Annotated in this window: 21 protein-coding genes; 10 read left to right on the forward strand and 11 right to left on the reverse strand. The window is 66.9% G+C overall.

From position 1 onward, the window contains the following. Positions 1 to 52: 52 nt before the first annotated feature. The 7 genes from QQW98_RS04035 (at position 53) to QQW98_RS04065 (ending at position 8,330) form a co-directional block, all read left to right on the forward strand. Positions 53 to 1,297, forward strand: coding sequence for a TIGR04063 family PEP-CTERM/XrtA system glycosyltransferase (locus QQW98_RS04035; RefSeq protein WP_290136266.1), 1,245 nt, complete (start codon positions 53 to 55; stop codon positions 1,295 to 1,297). 29 nt (positions 1,298 to 1,326) lie between these two features. Then, entirely contained in the window at positions 1,327 to 3,432 is a 2,106-nt protein-coding gene (locus tag QQW98_RS04040; protein WP_290136267.1) for a hypothetical protein, read from the forward strand. Between the two features lie 145 nt (positions 3,433 to 3,577). Beyond that, a complete protein-coding gene (gene lptB / locus QQW98_RS04045; RefSeq protein WP_290136853.1) occupies positions 3,578 to 4,339 on the forward strand; it encodes an LPS export ABC transporter ATP-binding protein in 762 nt (253 codons plus the stop codon). Positions 4,340 to 4,361: 22 nt separating this feature from the next. Then, complete coding sequence (gene rpoN / locus QQW98_RS04050) at positions 4,362 to 5,801, forward strand: RNA polymerase factor sigma-54 (RefSeq protein WP_290136268.1); 1,440 nt, start codon at positions 4,362 to 4,364, stop codon at positions 5,799 to 5,801. 275 nt (positions 5,802 to 6,076) lie between these two features. Then, positions 6,077 to 6,772: a response regulator transcription factor CtrA gene (gene ctrA, locus QQW98_RS04055; RefSeq protein WP_290136269.1), complete on the forward strand. Its 696-nt coding sequence runs from the start codon at positions 6,077 to 6,079 to the stop codon at positions 6,770 to 6,772. Positions 6,773 to 6,890: 118 nt separating this feature from the next. Next, positions 6,891 to 7,592 (forward strand): tRNA (guanine(46)-N(7))-methyltransferase TrmB, encoded by a 702-nt coding sequence (gene trmB, locus QQW98_RS04060; protein WP_290136270.1) that lies wholly within the window; start codon positions 6,891 to 6,893, stop codon positions 7,590 to 7,592. Between the two features lie 66 nt (positions 7,593 to 7,658). Beyond that, a complete protein-coding gene (locus QQW98_RS04065) occupies positions 7,659 to 8,330 on the forward strand; it encodes an SDR family NAD(P)-dependent oxidoreductase (protein WP_290136271.1) in 672 nt (223 codons plus the stop codon). 3 nt (positions 8,331 to 8,333) lie between these two features. On the opposite strand, the gene QQW98_RS04070 is transcribed toward QQW98_RS04065, so the two are convergent. After that, entirely contained in the window at positions 8,334 to 10,706 is a 2,373-nt protein-coding gene (locus QQW98_RS04070) for an NADP-dependent malic enzyme (RefSeq protein WP_404800860.1), read from the reverse strand. Here QQW98_RS04070 and mutS point away from each other — a divergent pair. Continuing rightward, entirely contained in the window at positions 10,705 to 13,323 is a 2,619-nt protein-coding gene (gene mutS / locus QQW98_RS04075; RefSeq protein ID WP_290136273.1) for a DNA mismatch repair protein MutS, read from the forward strand. The two genes, QQW98_RS04070 and mutS, sit on opposite strands and share 2 nt — an antisense overlap. Before the next feature lie 35 nt (positions 13,324 to 13,358). Next, a complete protein-coding gene (locus QQW98_RS04080; RefSeq protein WP_290136274.1) occupies positions 13,359 to 13,778 on the forward strand; it encodes a YidH family protein in 420 nt (139 codons plus the stop codon). Here QQW98_RS04080 and QQW98_RS04085 read toward each other — a convergent pair. The 5 genes from QQW98_RS04085 to gluQRS all read right to left on the reverse strand — a co-directional run bounded on the left by QQW98_RS04085 (position 13,775) and on the right by gluQRS (position 16,794). Next, positions 13,775 to 14,131, reverse strand: a complete 357-nt coding sequence (locus QQW98_RS04085) for a hypothetical protein (RefSeq protein ID WP_290136275.1) — start codon at positions 14,129 to 14,131, stop codon at positions 13,775 to 13,777. The two genes, QQW98_RS04080 and QQW98_RS04085, sit on opposite strands and share 4 nt — an antisense overlap. A 47-nt stretch (positions 14,132 to 14,178) precedes the next feature. Further along, positions 14,179 to 15,048: a 3-hydroxyacyl-CoA dehydrogenase NAD-binding domain-containing protein gene (locus QQW98_RS04090; RefSeq protein WP_290136276.1), complete on the reverse strand. Its 870-nt coding sequence runs from the start codon at positions 15,046 to 15,048 to the stop codon at positions 14,179 to 14,181. Between the two features lie 71 nt (positions 15,049 to 15,119). Beyond that, positions 15,120 to 15,686 (reverse strand): cob(I)yrinic acid a,c-diamide adenosyltransferase, encoded by a 567-nt coding sequence (locus QQW98_RS04095; RefSeq protein WP_290136277.1) that lies wholly within the window; start codon positions 15,684 to 15,686, stop codon positions 15,120 to 15,122. A gap of 35 nt (positions 15,687 to 15,721) precedes the next feature. Continuing rightward, positions 15,722 to 15,952 carry a hypothetical protein gene (locus QQW98_RS04100; protein WP_290136278.1) on the reverse strand — a complete coding sequence of 77 codons (231 nt, stop codon included), beginning with the start codon at positions 15,950 to 15,952 and terminating at the stop codon, positions 15,722 to 15,724. Then, positions 15,949 to 16,794, reverse strand: a complete 846-nt coding sequence (gene gluQRS / locus QQW98_RS04105; RefSeq protein WP_290136279.1) for a tRNA glutamyl-Q(34) synthetase GluQRS — start codon at positions 16,792 to 16,794, stop codon at positions 15,949 to 15,951. Before gluQRS ends, QQW98_RS04100 begins: the two co-directional genes overlap by 4 nt. Positions 16,795 to 16,975: 181 nt before the next feature. On the opposite strand from gluQRS, the gene QQW98_RS04110 reads away from it, so the two are divergent. After that, on the forward strand, positions 16,976 to 17,584 hold the full coding sequence (locus QQW98_RS04110; RefSeq protein ID WP_290136280.1) for an HNH endonuclease: 609 nt from the start codon (positions 16,976 to 16,978) through the stop codon (positions 17,582 to 17,584). A gap of 261 nt (positions 17,585 to 17,845) precedes the next feature. Here QQW98_RS04110 and kynU read toward each other — a convergent pair whose 3' ends face one another. The 5 genes from kynU to QQW98_RS04135 all read right to left on the reverse strand — a co-directional run bounded on the left by kynU (position 17,846) and on the right by QQW98_RS04135 (position 22,474). After that, positions 17,846 to 19,057 carry a kynureninase gene (gene kynU, locus QQW98_RS04115; RefSeq protein WP_290136854.1) on the reverse strand — a complete coding sequence of 404 codons (1,212 nt, stop codon included), beginning with the start codon at positions 19,055 to 19,057 and terminating at the stop codon, positions 17,846 to 17,848. 4 nt (positions 19,058 to 19,061) lie between these two features. Continuing rightward, complete coding sequence (kynB, locus tag QQW98_RS04120) at positions 19,062 to 19,703, reverse strand: arylformamidase (RefSeq protein WP_290136281.1); 642 nt, start codon at positions 19,701 to 19,703, stop codon at positions 19,062 to 19,064. Beyond that, positions 19,700 to 20,500 (reverse strand): tryptophan 2,3-dioxygenase, encoded by an 801-nt coding sequence (locus QQW98_RS04125; protein WP_290136282.1) that lies wholly within the window; start codon positions 20,498 to 20,500, stop codon positions 19,700 to 19,702. Before QQW98_RS04125 ends, kynB begins: the two co-directional genes overlap by 4 nt. A 25-nt stretch (positions 20,501 to 20,525) precedes the next feature. Continuing rightward, positions 20,526 to 20,915, reverse strand: coding sequence for a DUF4112 domain-containing protein (locus QQW98_RS04130; protein WP_290136855.1), 390 nt, complete (start codon positions 20,913 to 20,915; stop codon positions 20,526 to 20,528). Between the two features lie 77 nt (positions 20,916 to 20,992). Further along, the gene (locus tag QQW98_RS04135) at positions 20,993 to 22,474 is read right to left on the reverse strand and encodes an ABC transporter substrate-binding protein (protein WP_290136283.1); all 1,482 of its coding nucleotides are present in this window, start codon (positions 22,472 to 22,474) and stop codon (positions 20,993 to 20,995) included. Positions 22,475 to 22,478 lie beyond the last annotated feature (4 nt).

Below are 22,478 nucleotides of genomic sequence, written 5' to 3' on the forward strand. Positions count from 1 at the left end.
CACCGGGCGGTTGACGGCGCGTTAAGCAAACTGTGGCAGATCGCATCGGGTCATGACCCGCATCCTCCCTCGCATCCTCCATGTCCTCGACCACTCGCTGCCCGTCCATTCGGGCTACACCTTCCGCACGCGGGCGATCATGCACGCACAGGCGGCGAGCGGACTCGACGTGGCGGGGATTACCGGCCTGCGCCATCCGGAGCCCGGCCCGCGCGAGGAGGAGGTCGACGGCCTCTCCTTCCATCGCGCGAACGGCATCGCCAAGGGTCCGCCGGGTCTGCGCGAATGGCGCGAGATCGGCGCGCTCGCCCGCGCGATCGAGCGCGTCGCCCGCGACTGGAAGCCCGACGTGCTGCACGCCCATTCCCCGGCGCTGAACGGTCTCGCCGCGATCCGCGCGGGCCGGACGCTGGGCATCCCGGTCGTCTACGAGATCCGCGCCTTCTGGGAAGACGCCGCGGTCGAAAACGGGACGGGGCGCGACCAATCGCTCAAGTACCGCCTGACGCGCGAGCTGGAGAACCGCGCCGTCGCCGGGGCCGATGCGGTCTTCACCATCTGCAAGGGCCTGCGCGAAGACCTCGTCGCGCGCGGGCACAACGGCGGCAAAATCGGCATCATGCCCAACGGGGTCGACCTGGCGCTGTTCGGCGAAGCGGCGCCGCGCGACGATGTGCTGGCAGAGGAACTGGGCCTCGGCGAAGGTCCGGTCATCGCCTTCATCGGCAGCTTCTATCCCTACGAGGGGATCGACGACCTGATCGCCGCCATGCCCGCGCTGGTGGAAGCCCATCCCGACTCGAAGCTGCTGCTGGTCGGTGGGGGGCAGGAAGAGGCAGCGCTCAAAGCGCAGGCCGCCGCATCCTCCGCCTCGGGCAGCATCGTCTTCACCGGCCGCGTGCCGCATGGCGAAGTGCCACGCTATTACGCGCTCGCCGACATCATGGCCTATCCGCGCAAGGCCAGCCGGCTGACCGAACTGGTCACGCCGCTGAAGCCGCTGGAGGCGATGGCGCAGGACAAGCTGGTCGCAGCCTCCGACATCGGCGGGCACCGCGAACTGATGACGGACGGCGAAACCGGCGTGCTGTTCGCGCCCGACGATCCCGCCGCGCTCGCCGCCAGCCTTGCCGCCCTGATCGACCGCAAGGACAGCTGGCCCGCCATTCGCGCTGCGGCCAGGCGCCATGTCGCCGAGCGCCACGACTGGGCCCGCAACAGTCAGCGTTATCAGGATGTTTACCAAGCCTTGCTAGCTCCGAGGCCGAATTCCGGGGTCGCAAGCGCTGCCGCATAGGCCGCGCACCTGGACGAAAGGCTGGTTTGGTGGGCAAGACTGCGAAGAACGGAGCGGAGCGCAAGGCGGCAAGGCCGTCGGTTGCCACGCACCCTGCATTTCCGGCGATCGTTGCACTGTGGTTCGCCGCCCTGCTCGGCATCGGGTTCCTCGTGCTTCCCGCGGCGTTGCTCGAAGGCGTGATCGCCGCGACCGGACTGCCGGCCATCGTGCCCGCAGCTGCGCCGCCGCTGGGGCTGACGGCCCGCATGCTGCTGGGCGGGACCGCTGCGCTGGTCGGCGCGATCCTCGGCTTCCTGCTGGCCCGCAAGGTCGCCGGCATGCAGTCCGCGCCGAAAGCGCCCAAGGTCCGCCGCGTGGCAGAGACCCGCGGCCTCGCCGTGCCGCGGCCGCTCAATGTCGACGAGATTGAGGCCGACCGCATCGAATCGCCCGCGCCGGCAGACGATGAGCCCGCCGAACGCACCGATCCCAGGGAATTCGGCCGCGCGACCCTGCCCGGTCGCCGCCGGGCCCTCGCGGTAACGGACGAGAGCAGCACACCGAGCGAATTCCTCTATACCGTACCCGTTCCGGGCGGCGAATTCGGCGAGGATGCGACCGGTCCTGCCGGACCGCAGGACATCGTCGAGGCCATGGTGTCTTCCGATCCGGAACCCGCCGCGCCAATGGCAATGGCCGACCCGGTCGGCGCCTTCGCCCGCCCCCAGCCGGCACCCGCTCTTCCCGTCGGCATGAGCGCGGCGGCGGACGAGCCTTTCGAACTCGATGTGCACGAGGACGATTACGAGGACGATGCGCTGGAACTCGGGGCCTTCGCGCCCCCGCAGGAATTCGAAAGCGAGCCCCAGGCCATGAGCGAACCCATGCCCGAACCCACGCCCGAACCCACTCACGACGAGGACCCCATGGCCCCCTTCCGTAACGAGGCACCGGCCGCAGCTGCGCCGGCCGAGCCGATCCAGGACTTCGCGGTCATGTCGGCGCAGGAAGAACCCGCCGAGGAAGCCGAGGAAGACACGCGGCAGATATTCGGCGCAGCGGACAGCGAGCCGCCGTCCGATTTCGCAGCGCCGGCATCCGCGCCATTCGCACCGCCCGCAGAAGCGGCTAGCGCCGCTTTCGCGGAGCCGCCGATGCAGGACTTTGCCGCGCCGACCCCCTCGGTGCTCGCCGATCCGCTGTCCGCAGTGATCGAGCAGGGTGACGAAGACGACGAGGACAGCGCCGAAGACGCGCCCCTCGCCTTTGCCGCCCCTTCGCTCGCCGCACAGCGCGAAGCCGCTGCGGCAGAAGCCCGTGCACGCGAGGAAGCCGAACGCCTCGCCCGTGAAGAACGCGAGGCCGAGAAGGCCTCGCGCGCAGCGGAAGCGCAGGCCGCAGCCGAGGAACGGCTGGAAGAAACCCGCGAGACCCTGGCCGACGCGCCGCTGGGCGATCTCGTCGAGCGCCTCGGCGCTGCCCTGCGCGATCGGCCCTCGCCGCGCGCCGAGGTGGCAAAGGAAGAGCCTGTCATTGCCGCGCCGGCGCCGGACAGCATGGCTGCCGAAAGCCACCAAGACGAGGAAGAGGGCGACATCGACCTCTCCGCACTCGATTTCTCGCTGCCGCTCCACGCCGTGGAAGCCGCGCATCTTTCGCCGCGTCTCGACTTCAGGGCCGACGAGCCGCAGCATGCCGCAGCAAGGGCGAGCGAGCGACCACAAGCAGCCGTCACCAAAATGCCCGCCGCCATGATCCCGGTGAACTTCGGCCACGCGTTCGACGCCGAGGATTTCGACGAGGAATACGCCGAGGACGAGGAAGACGGCGGCTACAGCTCGCTGCTGGCGATGCGCAATCCGTTCGCGGACGCCAAGGCCGAGCCGATCCGTATCGACCTGCCGGAAGAAGATGAAGACGATCAGCCGATGGTCGTTTTCCCGGGACAGAGCGATTTCGCCGCACGCCCGGCTCCTGTCGTGGAAGAAATGTTCGAACCGCAGGACGAGACGCCCGACAACACGGTGCCCTTCGCCCGCCAGCCCACCGAAACGGCGCAGCCGGCACGCCCGAAAATGGATTTCGAGGAAAGCGAACGCGCCCTGCGTGAAGCCCTCGCCAACCTGCAACGCAACCAGGGCGGCCGCGGCTGATCCGCCATTCGGGCCGCTGCCAACGACGGTTAAGCACGTTTCGGGCCAATCCGCGCCGGCAAGGCTTTTCAGCGCCGCCGAGCGTGCTAAGGCGCTTCGCATGAGTGCTCTCGACGACGCCCCGCCCGCCGATGCCAGCCCGGCCATGGCCGACATCCCGGCCAGCGCCGCCCCGCCCATTCCGCAGGGCGGGCTGGAAGTCGTCTCCATCGCCAAGAGCTACGACAAGAAGCAGGTCCTCACCGATATCTCCCTTACCGTGGGCAAGGGCGAGGTGCTCGGCCTGCTCGGCCCCAACGGCGCGGGCAAGACGACCTGTTTCTATTCGATCATGGGCCTGGTGCGCCCCGATGCCGGCCGCATCCTGATGGACGGCGTCGATGTGACGAAGCTGCCGATGTATCGCCGCGCGATCCTGGGCCTCGGCTACCTGCCGCAGGAAACCAGCATCTTTCGTGGCATGACGGTGGAACAGAACATCGCCAGCGTCCTCGAAATGGTCGAACCCGACCGCGAATTCCGCGAGAAGGAGCTGGAGCGTCTGCTCGACGAATTTGGCCTGACACGCCTGCGCGACAGCGCCGCGATGGCACTTTCGGGCGGCGAGCGGCGGCGCTGCGAAATCGCCCGGGCGCTGGCGGCCAAGCCTTCTATCATGTTGCTGGACGAACCTTTCGCCGGGATCGACCCGCTGTCCATCAGCGACATCCGCGATCTCGTGGTCGACCTCAAGACGCGCGGGATCGGCGTGCTGATCACCGACCACAACGTGCGAGAAACGCTGGAAATCGTCGACCGCGCCTGCATCATTTATGGTGGCGAAGTGCTGTTCGCGGGCACGCCGCACGAGCTTGTCGCCGACGAGAACGTGCGCCGCCTTTACCTCGGCGAAGAGTTCACGCTGTGAGCCTGCCAACGGGGCGCTGATCATGGCACTGGGCCCACGGCTCGACCTGCGCCAGTCGCAATCGCTGGTGATGACGCCGCAGCTGCAGCAGGCGATCAAGCTGCTGGCGCTGTCGAACCTCGAGATCGAGACTTTCATTTCCGACGCGCTGGAAAGCAATCCGCTGCTCGAAGCAGGCGAGGTCCGGCGTGAAGATGGGGTCGACGACGTGCCCCCGGCAGAGGAAACCGCCGCCGACAATTCGATGGAGGGCGACAGCGCGCTCGACATCGATCCCGACAGTCTCGACCGGGACCGCGATACGGGCGACTTCGGCGCAGCGAGCGCATCCTATGGCGAGGAAGGCCCCGACATCGCCGAACAGGGCGACGGCGGGCCGACGCTGGCCGAACACTTGCACGCGCAAGTGGGCGCGGCATCGCCCGATGCGCGCACCGCCTTCATCGCCGTGCACATGATCGGGCTGCTCGACGAAGCGGGCTATCTTGCCACCCCGCTGCGGCACATCGCCGGCGAACTGGGCGCGCAGGAGCAAGAGGTGGAAGCGGCGCTGGAGGTGCTGCAATCGCTCGATCCCACGGGTGTCGGCGCGCGCAGCCTAGCCGAATGCCTCGCCCTGCAAGCGAAGGAGGCCGATCGCTTCGACCCGTGCATGGAGGCGCTGCTCGAAAACCTCGACCTGATCGCCCGGGGCGATATCGCCAGGCTAAAGCGGTTCTGCGGCGTCGACGACGAGGATTTCGCCGACATGATCGCCGAAATCCGCGGATACGACCCGAAGCCGGGCCTGAAGTTCGGCGACAACACCGCAGGCGCGGTGGTGCCCGACGTGTTGATTTCCGCGCAGGATGCCGGCCAAGGTACTAATTGGCGTATTCGCCTGAACGCCGCGACGCTCCCCCGGCTGGTGGTCAACCGGGACTATTACCTCGACCTGAAAAACGGCGCGAGCGACAAGAAAAGCCGCGCCTGGCTGGGCGAGAAGCTGGCCGACGCAAACTGGCTCATCAAGGCGCTCGACCAGCGGCAGAAGACCATCCTGAAAGTGAGCGAGGCGATCGTGAAGCTGCAGGAAGGCTTTTTTCGCAAAGGCGTGTCCCAGCTGCGCCCCCTCACCTTGCGCGAAGTGGCCGAGGCGATCGACATGCACGAAAGCACGGTCAGCCGCGTGACCAGCAACAAGTACCTGCATTGCGACCGCGGCACGTTCGAACTGAAGTATTTTTTCAGCAGCGGCGTCTCCAGCTCGGATGGCGAAGGCGCCAGTGCGGAAGCGGTGAAGGCGCGCATCCAGGCACTGACCGATGCGGAAGATCCGAAGAAGATCCTGTCGGACGACAAGCTGGTCGAGCTTTTAAAGGCCGAAGGCTTCGACATCGCCCGTCGCACGGTGGCCAAGTATCGCGAGGCGGCCGGCATCGGCAGCAGCGTGCAACGCCGGCGCGCCAAGAAGCTGGGTTAAGGAAGCACGTCGCTACCCCTAGCGGCGCAAAGGCGCCGCCAAAGGCCAAGCGGCCGCCCGCAGGCGCCCCGCAGCCGGAACGAAGTCCCGGCGGAGGAAGCAGCGCCGAGGAAATCCGAAACACGGGTGTGACCCGAAAGACTCAGCGTAAAAGCTCAGCCTCCGGTTACCCGTTGTTAACCTTTTTCTTTCACACCTTGTGTGGTTAACAAGCGGCAAGACTGTTTGCCATGGGGTTACCGGCACGGTTGCCGGGGAGAATTAGGGGACCGGATATGAGGGTGCTGCTGATCGAGGACGAGCCGACGACCGCGAAAGCGATCGAGCTCATGCTCACGACGGAAGGCTTCAATGTCTATACCACCGATCTTGGCGAGGAAGGCCTCGATCTGGGCAAGCTGTATGATTACGATATCATCCTGCTCGACCTGAACCTGCCCGACATGCACGGCTATGACGTGCTGAAGAAACTGCGCGTCGCCAAGGTGCAGACGCCGGTCCTGATCCTGTCGGGCGTTTCCGAAATGGAGTCCAAGATCCGCAGTTTCGGCTTCGGTGCCGACGATTACGTGACCAAGCCCTTTCACCGCGAAGAACTGGTCGCTCGCATCCACGCCGTGGTGCGCCGTTCGAAGGGCCACAGCCAGTCGGTCATCCGCACCGGCAAGCTGGCCGTGAACCTCGATGCGAAAACCGTCGAAGTCGATGGCGCCCGCGTTCACCTGACCGGCAAGGAATATGCGATGCTGGAGCTGCTTTCGCTCCGCAAGGGCACCACGCTCACCAAGGAAATGTTCCTCAACCACCTGTACGGCGGCATGGACGAACCCGAACTGAAGATCATCGACGTTTTCATCTGCAAGCTGCGCAAGAAATTGAGCCACGCATGCGGCGGCGACAATTACATCGAGACCGTATGGGGTCGCGGCTACGTGCTGCGCGACCCGGACGAGCAGGCCGAAGCTGCCTGACACGAATCTTACCGCCATTCTCCTGGACGGGAACAGCGAGGACGCCCTGGAGCCATGCTCCGGGGCGTTTTCGCATGCGCGGCTTGAGCGTGGTGTCCAGCGCGCTAAAGGGGCTGCCATGAGCGCGCACAAGGAAGGCGATCCGACGACCATCGGCAGGCTGTACGGCCGCAGTCAGGGCAAGCCGCTGCGCAAGGCCCAGCAGGACCTCGTCGACCGGCTGCTCCCGCAGATCGCGGTGCCGGACGAAGGCGAGATTACCGCGCGCCGCCTGTTCGGGGAGGATTGCCCGCTCCATTTCGAAATCGGTTTTGGCGCGGGCGAGCACTTGGCCTATCGCGCAGACATGCTCCCCAATCACGGCTTCATCGGGGCCGAGCCCTTCCTCAACGGGGTGGCAGGCGCACTCGGCCATGTCCGCGACATGGGCCTCGCCAACGTCCGGCTGCAGCACGGCGACGCGCTGGAAGTGCTGGAGCGTATCCCCGACGGATCGCTCAGTTTCGTCTACCTCCTCCATCCTGATCCCTGGCCCAAGGCGCGCCATGCCAAGCGCCGGATGATGAACGACGGGCCGGTGCGGATGATCGCCGACAAGCTGAAGCCCGGCGGCGAATTCCGCTTCGGCACCGATCACGACATCTACCTGCGCCACGCGCTGATGGTGATGCAGCGCTTCACCGGCGAATTCGAATGGCTGGCAGAGGACCGCGCGAGCTGGGAAAACCGGCCCGGCGGCTGGTGCGAAACGCGCTACGAACACAAGGCGCGCACCGTGTTCGGACACGAGGTCTGGTACTTCCGCTACCGCCGCCGCTGACCGTCTCGGAACATCGGCGCCATCCAGCCGCTGTTGTGCCGCATCCTCAAGCAGCGGAAGACTTTCATGGCAGACAAATCGGTATTCATCCTCGGCGCCTCGCGCGGGATCGGGCTCGGCCTCGTGCGCGAATTCATGAAGCGCGGCTGGCACGTCACCGCGAGCGAGCGCGACCGCAGTGACGAACTGCACGCGCTGGAGGGGGATGGCCTGCGCATCGTGACGGCGGACGTGACGGATACGGGGACATACGCCGACCTCGGCTTCGACGACGCTAGCCTCGATGCCATCGTCATCAACGCCGGTATTACCGGGGCGCAGCACCAGTCCGCCGAGCAGGCGACCCGTGACGAGGTGGCCGATGTGATGATGACCAACGCCTTCGGTCCGGCCGCCGCCGCCAAGGCGCTGCTGCCGGCGCTGAAGGATGGAGGCACGCTGGCGGTGATGTCCTCGCTGATGGGGTCGATCGCCGAAAGTTCCGGCGGGTACGAGCTTTACCGCACCAGCAAGACCGCGCTCAACATGCTGGCGAAGGGCATTGCCGAGCAGGACGCGGGACCGCGCGCTATCGAGGTGCTCGCGCTGCATCCCGGCTGGGTGCAGACCGACATGGGCGGCCACAGCGCCAAGCTGACCGTGGAGGAAAGTGTCAGCGGCCTTGCCGACGTGGTCGAGCGGGCCGGCGGCGGGGGCTTCCGCTTCGTCGAATACAGCGGGAAGGAATTGCCCTTCTAGCCCTCAGCCGACCACCCCGGCGCTCGCCAACACGGCCAGCGTCAGCAGGTCGGGCGCGATGGCGGTCATCGGCGCGATCTGGACAGGCTTTTCCATGCCGACCAGCATCGGCCCGATCGTGGCATTGCCGCCCAGCTCGCGCAGGATCTTGGCCGACAAATTGGCCGATTGCAGCCCCGGCATGATCAGGACGTTGGCCGGCGCGGACAGGCGGCTGAACGGGTAGAGCTCCATCACCTTGTGATTGAGCGCGGCGTCGGGCGCCATCTCGCCTTCATATTCGAAATCCACCCCGTCGCGGTCGAGGATGTGGACCGCCTCGCGGATATTCTCCAGCCACTTGCCGCTGGGGTTGCCGAAGGTTGAGTAGGACAGGAAGGCGACGCGCGGTTCGTGGCCCAGCCGCCGGGCCACGGCAGCGGTTTCCCTGGCAATATAGGCCAGTTCCTCGCTCGACGGGCGTTCGTTGATGGTCGTGTCGGCCATGAAGGTCGTGTGGCTCTTGCCGATCATCAGGTGGATGCCGAAAGGCAGCGCGTCGGGCTTCGGGTCGAGCACCAGGTTCACCTCGCGCGCGGTTTGCGCAAAAGTGCGGGTGAGGCCGGAAATCAGCCCGTCGCCCTCGCCCAGCGCGACCAGCAGGGCAGCGAAGACGTTGCGTTCCTGGTTGACCATCCGGCGCACGTCGCGCTCGGTATAGCCGCGCCGCTGCAGCCGCTTGTAGAGGAAATCGACCATTTGCGGCACGCTCTCGTGCACGCGCGAATTGGCGATCTCGAAACTGTCGATGTCGTCCACCGCCAATTCCTTCAGCTTGGCCTGCACCTTTTCCGTCCGCCCGACGAGGATGGGCGTGCCGTAACCGAAATCGCGGAACTGGATCGCGGCGCGCAGCACCACGTCTTCCTCCGCTTCCGCAAACACCATACGCTTCGGATTGCCCTTCGCGTTCTCGTAAACCCGGGTGAGGACCGAGGTCGTCGGGTTGAGCCGCGACCGGAGCGCGAGACGGTAAGCGTCGAAATCCTCGATCGCACTTTGCGCGACGCCTGAATCCATCGCCGCCTTTGCCACCGCGCTGGAGACGACTTCCATCAGCCGCGGATCGAACGGTGCGGGAATGATGTAATCGGTGCCGAACTGGTGGTCGATGCCATAGGCCGCGGCGACTTCTTCCGGCACGCGCTGGCGGGCCAGCTCCGCAATCGCCTGCGCCGCCGCGATCTTCATCTCCTCGTTGATCGCGGTTGCCCGCACGTCGAGCGCGCCGCGGAAGATGAAGGGGAAGCCCAGGACGTTGTTGACCTGGTTGGGATAGTCGCTGCGCCCGGTGGCGATGATCGCATCGGGGCGCACACGCTTCGCCTCGTCCGGCATGATTTCGGGCACGGGATTGGCCATCGCGAAGATGATCGGCCGATCGGCCATCTCTTCGACCCATTCGGGCTTCAGGGCGCCCGCCGCGCTGAGGCCGAGGAAGATGTCCGCGCCCTTCAACGCCTCGTGCAGGTCCTTCGCCCCGGTCTCCACCGCATGCGCGCTTTTCCACTGGTCCACGTTGTCGCGGCCCGGCGTGATCGGCCCGCTGCGGTCGCATACGATCACGTTTTCGTGCCGGATGCCCATGGCCTTCAGCAGCGCGGTGCAGGCAAGCGCGGAGGCGCCGGCGCCGTTCACCACCATCTTCACGTCTTCCAGCTTGCGGTCCGTCAAATGGCAGGCGTTGATCAGGCCCGCCGCCGCGATGATCGCGGTGCCGTGCTGGTCGTCATGCATGATCGGGATGTTCATCCGCTCGCGCAGGGCCTGCTCGATGATGAAGCATTCAGGCGCGGCGATGTCTTCCAGGTTGATGCCGCCGAAGCTCGGCTCCATCAGCGCTACCGCCTCGATGAACTTGTCCGGGTCTTCGGTGTCGAGCTCGATATCGATGGAATCCACGTCGGCAAACCGCTTGAACAGCACCGCCTTGCCTTCCATCACCGGCTTGGAAGCCAGCGCGCCCAAATTGCCGAGGCCCAGGATCGCCGTGCCGTTGGAAATCACCGCCACCAGGTTGGAGCGCGCGGTATAGCGCGCGGCGTTGGCCGGGTCTTCCGCGATCGCTTCCACCGGGGCGGCCACGCCGGGCGAATAGGCCAGGCTGAGGTCGCGCTGCGTCGCCATCGGCTTCGATGCCACGATCTCGATCTTACCGGGGCGGATCGTCTCGTGGTAGAACAGCGCCTCGCGCGTGGTGAACCGGTTGGTATCGTCTTCGGACAAGGGGGCGCCTTTCTTAGTCTGCGCCCTCGCCCTAACAGCGGGGCCGCGCGGGGGAAAGCCGCAAGGGGCCGCTTCCCGAATCGCCTCGCGCCCCGCTACGCATCCCGCCATGGCCGGATCCGCCACCCCGATGATGCAACAATACCAGGCGCTGAAACGCGAGGCCGGGGATTGCCTGCTGTTCTACCGCATGGGCGATTTCTTCGAGCTGTTCTTCGATGACGCGCGCGACGCGGCGCAGGTGCTCGACATCGCGCTCACCACCCGCGGGGAACACGGCGGGGAGCCGGTGCCGATGTGCGGCGTGCCGGTACATTCGGCGGAAAGCTATCTCGCCCGCCTGATCCGCGCAGGACGCCGGGTCGCGATTGCCGAACAGGTCGAAACCCCGGCCGAGGCGAAGGAACGCGCCAAGCGCGAAGGCACGCCGGTGTCGAAGGCACTGGTGGCGCGCGACATCGTGCGTTTTGTGACGGCAGGCACGCTGACCGAAGAAGCCCTGCTGGAACCGCGCCGCGCCAACGTGCTCGCCGCGGTTTGCGAAGTGCGCGAGCGGATCGGGCTGGCGAGCGTCGATATCTCCACCGGGCGCATGATGCTGGAAGATGGCGAGTCTGCCGCGCTTTCGGCCATGCTCGCGCGCATCGGGGCGAGCGAGGTCGTGGTGCCGGAAGGCTGGGATGCGGCTCCCGACGGCGCGATCGAACGCGGCAAGACCGACTTCGGCAGCGACGGCGGGGCGGATCGGCTGCGCAAGGTCCACGGCGTCGCGACGCTCGACGGGTTCGGCGATTTCAGCCGCGCGATGCTGGCGGCCGCCGGCGGCCTGATCGCCTATCTCGACCATGTCGGGCGCGGCACGCTGCCCCTGTTGCTGCCGCCGGTCGCCGCGAGCGGGTCCGCCCGCCTCGCCATGGACGAAGCGACGCTGGCCAGTCTCGAAGTGTTGCAATCGCAGCAGGGAACGCGGGCCGGGAGCCTGCTGGCCGCCGTCGACCGCTGCACGACCGGTGCCGGGGCGCGGCAGCTGGCGGAAGACCTCGCCGCACCGCTGACGGACCGGGAGGCTATTCTGGCGCGGCAGGGCCTCGTGAGCTTCTTCCACGACGACCCGATCCTGCGCGCGGACATGCGCAGCGTGCTGAAGGCGCTGCCGGACATCGGCCGTGCGCTGGGCCGCGTGGTCGCAGGGCGCGGCAGCCCGCGCGATCTGGGCCAGGTGCGCGACGGGCTGAACGAAGCGCGGCGGCTGCGCGATCACCTTGCCAGCGCGCCCGACCGGCCCGGATTGCTCGAAAGCTTGCTGCCGAACCTTGGCGGGCACGGCGCGCTGACCGACCTGCTCGACCGCGCATTGGTGCCCGCCCCGCCCACCGAGCGGGCCAAGGGCGGCTTCATCGCCGAAGGCTACGACGCCGCGCTCGACGAATTGCGCGCGACCTCGGGCAACGCGCGCCGCGCGATCGCCGCGATGGAGGCCCGCTACCGGCAGGAAACCGGTATCGACCGGCTGAAGATCAAGCACAACGGCGTGCTCGGCTATTTCATCGAGGTTCCGGCGAAGCACGCCGATGCATTGATGGCACCGGACAGCGGCTTCACCCACCGCCAGACGATGGCAGGAGCAGTACGCTTCAATTCGGTCAGCCTGCACGAGGAAGCGACGCGCATTGCCGAGGCGGGCGGCCACGCGCTGGCCGCGGAGGACGCGCATTTCGAGGAGCTGTGCGAAGCCGTAGCCGCGCGGCGCGAAGCCATCGCCGCGACCGCGGCGGCGCTGGCGCGGATCGATGTTGCGACGGGCCAGGCGGAACGGGCGGCGGAAGGCGGCTGGTCCCGGCCGGAGCTGCTGGGCGAACCGTGCCTCGAAATCATCGCCGGTCGCCATCCGGTGGTCGAGGCTGCACTCGATGCGGCGGGCGAACGCTTCGTCGCCAACGATTGTGCTTTGTCGCGGCAGGACCGGCTATGGCTCATCGGCGGGCCCAACATGGGCGGCAAGTCGACCTTTCTGCGCCAGAACGCGCTGATCGTCCTGCTCGCGCAGGCAGGCGGCTACGTGCCTGCCGACGCTGCGCGCATCGGGTTGGTCGACCGGCTGTTCAGCCGCGTCGGTGCAGCGGACAACCTTGCGCGCGGGCGCTCCACCTTCATGGTCGAGATGGTCGAGACTGCCGCCATCCTCGCCCAGGCGACGGAGCGGAGTTTCGTGATCCTCGACGAGGTCGGGCGCGGCACATCGACTTACGACGGCCTCGCGCTGGCATGGGCGGTGGCCGAGGCGATCCATGAAACCAATCGCAGCCGCTGCCTGTTCGCGACCCATTACCACGAGCTTTCCCGCCTTGCCGACAGCTGCGAGGCGCTGAGCCTGCACCATGTCCGCGCGAAGGAATGGAAAGGCGATCTCGTGCTGCTGCACGAACTGGCGGAAGGCGCGGCGGACCGCAGCTACGGGCTCGCCGTCGCCAAGCTTGCCGGCGTGCCGCCCGAAGTCGTCGCGCGGGCGAAATCGGTTCTCGGCAAGCTGGAGAAAGGCCGTGCGGAAACCGGTGGGCTTGCCGCGGGCCTTGGTGACCTGCCGCTGTTCAGCGCCGCGATGGAAGCGCAGGAAGAGGAATGCGACCAGCTGCGCGAAACGCTCTCCGCGCTCGACATCGATGCCCTCTCCCCGCGCGAGGCGCTGGAAAAGCTCTACGAACTGAAGCGAGAGGCCGGCGAAGCCTGATTTACCTTTTCGCCGCGAGGCTTTAGCGTCGCCACATGGCTATCGATGGACCCGGCGACGACGAAGAGGTCGATCGCAGCACGAAATGGGCGGAGAACCGGACCGACTGGGCCGAGGATCGCACGCTGATGGCGCTTGAGCGCACTTTTGCAGGCTGGATGCGCACCGCCTTCGCCGCCATCGCCATCGGAATCGGTTTCCGCGCGCTGTTCGGCGAATTCGACCCGCCGTGGCTGGCGAGGGCGATCGCGACGATGTTCATCGCACTCGCCATCGTCTTCGCGCTAGGGGCGGAACGGCGCGCTTGCCGCGCGTTCGAGCGCCTTTCGTCGCATTCGGTGGACGCGCCGAAACTGCCCAACATCAAGCTGATCGCCTATTCGATCTCCGCCGGGGCCGCGTTGCTGATCGTCGCCCTGTGGGTGCTCAGCAACGATACGCTGGCGCCCGGTTAGGTGCCGTCGCCGCGCAGGTCGTCCACCTTGGACGGCTTACCGTATTTGTCGACATTGTCGTCGTGGTTCGGCTCGCCCTTGTAGGCGGACATGTCGATTTCGCCCGACCGGTCCATCTGCTTCATGTGGTCGACCGTGTCCTGCGCATCCGGCTCCCCGGCGGCGCTCTTCACGTGGTCGCTTTCGGCGCCCAGCACGCTGGTCGCGCGGTCCATCGCCTGGTCGGCGACGTTCTGCGCCTGCGCATAGGCATCGACCTGTTCCGCGTTCTCGTTTTCAGGGGCGAGCTCGTCGGTCTGCTTGCGCTCGCCGTCGAAATCGCTGGGGCGTTTGTCGTTGTTGTTATCGCTCATGGGAAAACTCCTTTCCCCATGAACGACACAGGTGCCGCGCGCGTTCCCTAGCGCGTGGCGACAGGCTCCTCGCCCGAATAATCGTAGAAGCCCTTGCCGGTCTTGCGGCCAAGCCAGCCGGCTTCGACATATTTCACCAGCAGCGGCGCGGGCCGGTACTTGGTGTCGCGCGTGGTCTTGTAGAGCACGTTGATGATGTCGAGACAGGTGTCGAGCCCGACGAAATCGGCGAGCTCCAGCGGGCCCATCGGGTGGTTGAGGCCGAGGCGGCAGCCCTTGTCGATATCGATGATGTTGGCCGTCCCCTGCCCCAGCACGAAGACCGCTTCGTTGATCATCGGCAGCAGGATGCGATTGACGACGAAGCCGGGCTCGTCCTCCGCCATCACCACCTGCTTGCCGAGGTGCTCGGCAAAGGCGCGCGTCCGCTCAACCGTGTCCTTCGCGGTGGCGAGGCCGGGGATGACCTCGATCAGGCCCATGATCGGCACCGGATTGAAGAAGTGCAGGCCGATGAAGCGCGCCGGATCGGGCGAATGGTTCGCCATGCGGGTGATGGGGATGGAGCTGGTGTTGCTGGCGAGGATGGCATCGGGGCCGAGGACCTTGCCGGCGCTCTCGAAGATGCGGTTCTTGATTTCCTCGCGCTCGGTCGCGGCTTCGATGATGAGGTCGGCCTCGGCCATTGGCGCATAGTCGGCGACCGGGGTGATCCGGGCGAGTGCCGCCTCGGCAGCATCGGGATCGATCTTGCCGCGCCCGACCAGCTTGCCGAGCGACTTTTCGATGCCCTGCCTGGCCTTTTCGGCGACGGCGAGGTCGATATCGGAAAGCAGCACGTCGATGCCGTGCTGGCCCACCACCTGCGCGATGCCTGAACCCATCTGGCCTGCGCCGATTACCGCCACTTTTTTCATGTAACTTTGCCCTGAAATACCGGATTGCTCGGCGGCGGCCTAGCCGCTCTTCGCAGTTGCAGCAATACGGCCTAGCGATTGGCCCCCGGCGTCCACAGCGGGTCCTCGCCCCCGTTCACCGCCCGCGCGAGCGTGAACAGATAATCCGACAGACGGTTGATATAGGCGAGCGCCGCGGGATTGACTGGCTCATCACCGGCCAATGCGACAACGTCACGCTCCGCCCGGCGGACGGTTGCGCGCGCAACGTGGAGCCGGGCTGCTGCCTCGCTCCCGCCGGGCAGGATGAAGCTGGTCAGCGGTTCGAGCGTTTCGTTGAGCGTATCGATGGCATCTTCCAGCCAGGTCACTTGCGCCGGCACGATGCGCAGCACCATCTCGGACGGCGCGAAGTCCTCGCTTTCGCCAGCAGGCGTCGCAAGGTCGGCACCAAGGTCGAACAAATCGTTCTGGATGCGGGTCAGCGCGGCGGCATGGTCGCTCGCGGCGATCAGCGCGTGGCCGATCGCGGAATTCGCCTCGTCGACCGAGCCGATGGCGGCGATGCGCGCGCCGTGCTTCGCGGTGCGGCTGCCGTCGACAAGTCCGGTCGAACCGTCGTCGCCGGTCCGGGTGTAGATCTTGTTGAGCTTGACCATCGCCGCCCCCTGTCAGCCCTGCCGGGCCGGCGTCCTCAGCTGTTGAGCATCAGCAGGACGGCCACGACCGCAACGGCGGCAGCCTGCCACTTGATGCGGCTGAACATCGCCTGGTTCTGGCGCATCTGCATCATCTTCACCCGGCTGTCGTCGTTCGCCTCCAGGTCCAGCTTGGTTGTCTGCAGGAAGGCGATGATGCCTTTCACCAGCGAGAAGAGGACAAACCCGCAGGCTATGACGAGGAGGATGATGAAGATCGTGTTCATGGTTCACCAGATAGGAAAGGCGACAGGGTAATTCCAGCGGGAAAGCGCGCTTGCCGCAAGTCGTCGGCCAATGCGCGCCCGTCCTCCCCCGCCAGCCGTCGGTCGGCGAGCGAGGGGGAGCCGCGCCGCTTGGCAAGCTTGCGCCCGTCATCGCCCAGCAACAGCGGATGGTGATGCCACTGTGGCACCGGCAGGCCGAGCACGGCCTGGAGCAGCCGGTGGATATGAGTTGCATTGAACAGGTCGGCCCCGCGCGTGACGAGGGTCACCCCGTCCGCCGCATCGTCAAGCGTGGCGGCAAGGTGGTAGCTCGCCGGCAGGTCCTTGCGCACCAGCACCACGTCGCCGAGCAGCTGCGGCTGCGTCGGCTGGTCACCGTGAAGCGTGTCGGTCCATTGGAGCGGTCCGGTTTCAGAGAGCGCCCCGGCCACGTCCAGCCGCGACGCGGCAGGCTCCGCTTCCGGGATTGCTGCAGCCTTGCAGGTGCCCGGATACACCGGTCCGTCGGGGCCGGTTTCTGTGGCATTCGCGGCGATATCCGCGCGGGTGCAGCGGCAGCGGTAGAGAAGCCCGCGATCCTGCAGGGCCTGCGCCGCTTCGGCATAGCGGCCAAGCCGCGCGGACTGCGGCGGGACCTCGGCCCACTCTAGCCCCAGCCATTCGAGATCGCGGCGGAATTCATCCGCCAGTTCGGGCCGGGAGCGGGGCCCGTCGATGTCCTCGATCCGCAGCAGGAACCGCCCGCCGCCCGCCTTCGCAAGGTCGTGGGCCACGATGGCGGAAAACGCGTGGCCGAGGTGCAGCGGGCCATTGGGGCTGGGGGCGAAACGGGTGGTGGTCACGCGCCCGTTCCTAGCCGCGCCCCGCCATAATGCGAAGCGTCGCTCTCCCTCCCCATGGCCCTCCCCGTGGCCCTCCCCATGCCCCCACGATCACCCTGTGGACGACACTGTGGAAACCCGCGTCATAAACTTGACGCTTAACCATGCTCATGATTCCATGTGTCAATCGGGGAGAACGGGATTGTTCAAGGCCGAATTGCTGGAGCGCGCGGCGAATTTCCGCAGCGCCACGGAGGATCCGGACCGGCGGCTGGAAAGCTGCCCTGCGCTGGTGCTGAATGCGGACTACACGCCGCTGTCCTATTACCCGCTCAGCCTGTGGCCGTGGCAGACGGCGATCAAGGCGGTGTTCCTGGAGCGGGTCGATATCGTCGAAACCTACGACCGGGCGGTGCATTCGCAATCGCTCGACATGCAGGTGCCGTCCGTGATCGCCCTGCGGCAATATGTGAAGCCGAGCCAGTTTCCCGCCTTTACCCGCTTCAACGTGTTCCTGCGCGATCGCTTCGCCTGCCAGTACTGCGGTAGCCCGCAGAACCTGACCTTCGACCATGTCGTGCCGCGACGGCTGGGGGGCAAGACGACGTGGGAGAACATCGTCGCCGCCTGCGCGCCGTGCAACATGAAGAAGGGCGGGCGCACGCCGAAACAGGCGGCGATGCCGGTGCTGAACGAACCGATCCGCCCGACCAGCTGGCAATTGCAGAAACAGGGGCGCGGCTTCCCGCCCGGCTACCTCCACGAAACCTGGCGCGACTGGCTCTATTGGGACATCGAGCTGGAGGAGTAAGGGCTGCCGGTGGAACACCGACAGGGGGTTTTTGACAAACGGTTGCTGCCGAAATTCCCGTTGCGCCGCAGTGGCTTGGATCCAAATCGCCGCAACTGCCTGTAAACTTCCCGAATCCATCGGCCCTGCCCGCATTTCATCCATTTAGGCGATCTGGCACAAACGCATGGATGTAGGACAGCCGCCCCAATCGCTGCGCTCGTCAGCGAATGGACGGGGCGGGACAATCGGACTTATGCAATCGCTCGCAATGACGAGGCGTCAGGTCACCGCCGCGCGTTGCCTGAACTCGTCGCGGTCCCAGGCGCCCGTGTCGAGGATTTCGCGCAGGGCGGCGGCGGCTCGGGCGATGTCTTCGAAGGTCAGGTACGCTGGCGCAAAACCGAGGCGCAGGATGTCGGGCGCGCGGAAATCGCCGATGATGCCGCGGGCAATCAGCGCCTGGCTCAGCGCATAGGCCTCTTCGTGCCGATAGCTCAGCTGGCTGCACCGCGCCTGCGCGTCCGTGGGAGAAACAAGCTCCAACTCGGTCTCGCCCCCGAGTTCACCCAGGCATTCGCGGAGGAATTCCGACAGCGCGCGTGACTTTGCCCACAGGCGCTCGACGCCCATTTCGGCAACGAGGTCGACGCCCACTTCCAGCGCGGTCATCTGGATCACCGGGGGCGTGCCGCAGAGCAGGCGGTCCACCCCGGGCGCAGGCCGATACGCGTCGTCGAAAGCGAAGGGCTGCGCATGGCCCATCCACCCGCTCAGCGGCTGGCGCAGCGCGTCGTGATGCCGCTCCGCCACGAAGGCATAGGCTGGCGCGCCCGGCCCGCCGTTCAAATACTTGTAGCCGCAGCCGACCGCGAAATCGGCTCCGCAGCTGCGCAGGTCGACCGGCAGCGCGCCGCCCGAATGCGACAGGTCCCACAGCACCAGCGCACCCGCATCGTGCGCCGCTTTCGTCAGCGCGGCCATGTCGAACAACGCGCCGGTCTTGTAATGGGCGTGGGTGAGCAGGAGCAGCGCCACATCGCCGTCCAGTGCGCCCGCCAGCGATTCCCGGTCCGCCAGCCGCTGCTCGGCCCGGCTGCCTTCGATCATGTAGAGGTCGGTCGGGAAATTGCCGGGCTCGCTCAGCACCACGTTGCGCCCCGGACGCAATTCGAGCGCTGCGGAAATCAGCTTGAAAAGGTTCACGCTCACGCTGTCGCAGGCGACCACCTCATGCGGCGCGGCGCCGATCAGCGGGGCGATCTTGCCGCCCACGCGCTGGGGCAGGCCGATCCAGTCGGCGGAGTTCCAGCTGCGGATCAGGCCGTGGCCCCACTCGGTGCCGACAACCTCGGCAATCCGCTTCGGCGTGGCCCTGGGCAGCGCGCCGAGGGAATTTCCGTCGAGATAGATCACCTCGTCGGGCAGCAGGAAGCGGTCGCGATAATCGGCGAGCGGATCCGCCTCGTCCAGTTCGCGGGCCCGGGGGAGCATGGCGTCAGGCATCGGGCAGGTCCCTCAGGATGGCGCGGCACAGGCCGGCATCGCCGCCCGCGATCTTCAGCGGCAGGGCAATCAGTTCGTAGCGGCCTTCCTCGACCCCATCGAGGACCAGCCCTTCGAGGATGCGCATGTCGTGCTTCAGCACGGCCCTGTGCGCGTCCATCGTCTTGGAATCCTGCGGGTCGACGCTCGGCGCATCGGTGCCGATCAGGCGGACCCCCTGCAGCGCGAGCCATTCGATGGCATCGGCGGCGATGGCGGTGAACCCTTCGTCCCACGCATCGTGCGGGAAGCTGTCGAAGGTGCGGAAAAGCACGCGGTCTGCGCTTTCGAGATGCGGCAGGTCGCCGACATCGATCTGGCGCCCCTTCACCTCGCGCGCATCGACCACCATGCATTCGCCGATATAGGGGTCGAGCGAGACACTCGCGATATCAACGCCGCTGGCGGCGTAGTGGAGCGGCGCGTCGCCGTGGGTGCCCGAATGGGTGCTCATGGTCATCCGGCCGACGTTGACGGGGCTGCCGTCCTCCATCTTCCAGCTGCGCTCGATCGCGAAACCCGTGTCGCCCGGCCAGACGGGCAGACCGGGCCTCAACGTCTGGCTGATGTCGCGGATGGTTGCGCGTCTGGTCATAGGGCGGTTCTCACAGAAAGAAGCTCCGGGAAGAAGCCCCGTTCCAGAACCTTGGCGAGATAGGGCACGCCGGGCGTCCCGCCGGTGCCGGTCTTGAAGCCGATGATCCGCTCCACCGTCTTGAGGTGCCCGAACCGCCAGCGCTGGAAATGGTATTCGAGATCGACCAGCTTTTCGGCCAGCTCGTAGAGATCCCAGTGTTCTTCCGCGTTGCGATAGATTTCCGCCCATGCCGCCTCGACCGACGGGTCGTGCGCATAGGCCCCGTCGAGCTTGCGGTTCAGTACCGCGTCGGGGATGTCGAACCCGCGCCGCCGGAGCAAGGCGAGCGACACGTCATAAAGGCTCGGCCGGGTCAACTCCTCGCGCAGTTTCGCCGCCACGTCTGGTGTCGCCTCGTGCATCGTGACATGGTCGGGATTGCGCCCGCCCAGCATGAATTCCATCAGGCGGTACTGCGCCGACTGGAAGCCGGAGGAGCTGCCGAGATGCGGGCGCAGCTTGGTGTAATCGGCGGGCGTCATCGTGGCGAGCACGTCCCAGCTGGAAATCAGCTGTCCCTGCGCGCGGGCTACGCGGCTCAGCATCTTGAACGCGGGCCGCAGCCGGTCCTTGCCGATCTCCTCGCGCGCCCCGCCGATTTCGGCAAGGCACAGCTTCAGCCACAATTCGCTGACCTGGTGGATGAGGATGAACAACAGCTCGTCATGCGCGTCCGATGCGGGATGCTGCGCATTCAGGATCCGATCGAGATCGAGATAGCTGGAGTAGGTTACGTCGTCTGCGGATTCTGCCATGGGCGCGCTATAGGCGCGGACACGGTCAGCCGTCTATCGTGCGGTCCGCCGGATGGTGCCGGTCGAGGTGCTTCTTCACGATCTTGAGGTTCTTGGTGTTCGACCGGTAGAAGAAGTCGAACGCATCCCCCACGACGGGCACGGCGCCGAGCAGGCTGTCGAAGCCGACATTGCCCGCCATGCGGAGCAGCTTCCACTTCGGCATGCCGAGGTTCTTCGCTTCCCACACGATATAGGCGCCCATCGCCATCGTCACGAAGTCGCCGACCACCGGGATCAGGCCCGCCACCGCGTCGAGGCCGACCGGGCGGTTCCAGCCCGGGATGACGAAGCTGCGCTCCAGCAAGGCTTCCATCGCCTCGATCCGGCGGCGGATGGAGGCCGGGTCGTTGCCGACCGGCAGGTCCAAGCCCATCGGGCGCGCGCGGCCGCTTTCGAAGCCGTCGCGGCGGTCGTCGTCGGGGATCGGGGTCAGCGGGTTGCTCATGTGTGTTAGTTGGGGACGACACCCAGCGGTGGCAAGGGATGGAAGCCTGCGGCGTTGGGCGCGAAACCCGTCACGGCGGCGCGCGCCAGCGACCAGCGCAGCGGCTGGCCGAGGTTGATGAACACCTCCGCTGCGGTCAGCTCGGCTTCCGCCTCGCGCAGCAGGCGCTCGTATTCCGCGTCCGTTTCGGCGGCCAGCGCCTCTTCCACCAGCGAATCGGCATATCCGGAGCACGCCCCCTGCCCCGCGCCGCACGCCAGCTGGTTGAGGTACCACCGCGCCGCCGGATAGCGGGCCACTCGGTCGACCAGCACGAGGTCGCCAGTCTGCCCTTCCGCCGCGCGACGCAGCGGCACGCCGATGGCCGCGAAATCGCCCGCCAGCGCGTTGAAGATCTGCTCCGCGCCCGGACCGCGCGGCATGGCAATGGTGAAGGCGATAGTGCTTTCGCCGTTGGCGGAACGCCACTGGGCCAGGCGCCGCCGGGCCACTTCCCGCCGCTGGTCCAGCGTAAGCGTGGTCCAGCCCGGCTGCTGGCTGGCATCGAGCCGCGAAAGATCGGCCGGGACCGGGACGGCGCGCGGCGTCCAGCCGGACAGGTTGAACCCTTCGATCAGCCCGTCGCGGTCGATCGCCATCGACAGCGCCTCGCGACCCTGCGGCAGCGCCAGGAACCCGGTCGGGCGCAGCACGCGGATGCCGAAGAGGCCCTGCGCCGCATCGAGGCGCACGGTGCCGCGCGACAGGGTGCCCGACGGTGCGAGCGGATAGGTCGAGATCGTGCCGCCCAGCAGGACGTCGAGTGCGCCGTCGGAAAACATTTCCACCCCGCGTGCGGCGTCTACCGGCACCAGCCGCACGGGGCGCACCATGTCCTCCCACCGGCGCGGCAACGGCATGCCGAGGAGCTGCGGGTCGGTTGCCGCCAGCATCGCTTCGGCACCGCTGCGTTCCGCCGTCATTGCGCCGCGCGGCGGATCGCCGTCGGAAATGGCAAGCTCCGGCTGGGCCAACAGGGCGAGGAATTGCGGCATCGGCGCCTTCAGCCGGATTTCGACGACCCTGCCCGCCATCGCGCGCACCTCGTCCACGATAGCAAGGTCGCGTCCAAGCGAGGTGCCGGAAAGCGCCATGATCCGGCGCTCCAGCGCACCCGCGACGGCGCGCGCGGTCACCGGCTCGCCATCGCCGAACTGGCCGTTGCGCAGGCGAAATATGTAGCTGCGCCCGTCATCGGTGACGATCCAGCTTTCGGCGAGCGCCGGCACCGCACTGGCGTTCTCGTCGAGCCCGACCAGCCCGTCGGCCACTGCGGCACGATAGGTTTGCGCGGCGGGCGACAGACGGATGCCGCCGGCAAAAACGCTGGCGGGTGTTCCGACGATACCGACCGCGATTTCCTCGTCAGCACCGCCCGAACACGCGGCCAGCGCCAGCACCGCCAATGCTGCGGCGATCGCTTTGTAACGTTGGGTCCGGCGGATCATCCCG

This window comes from Alteriqipengyuania flavescens, from assembly GCF_030406725.1.
Lineage (GTDB): Bacteria > Pseudomonadota > Alphaproteobacteria > Sphingomonadales > Sphingomonadaceae > Alteriqipengyuania_B > Alteriqipengyuania_B flavescens.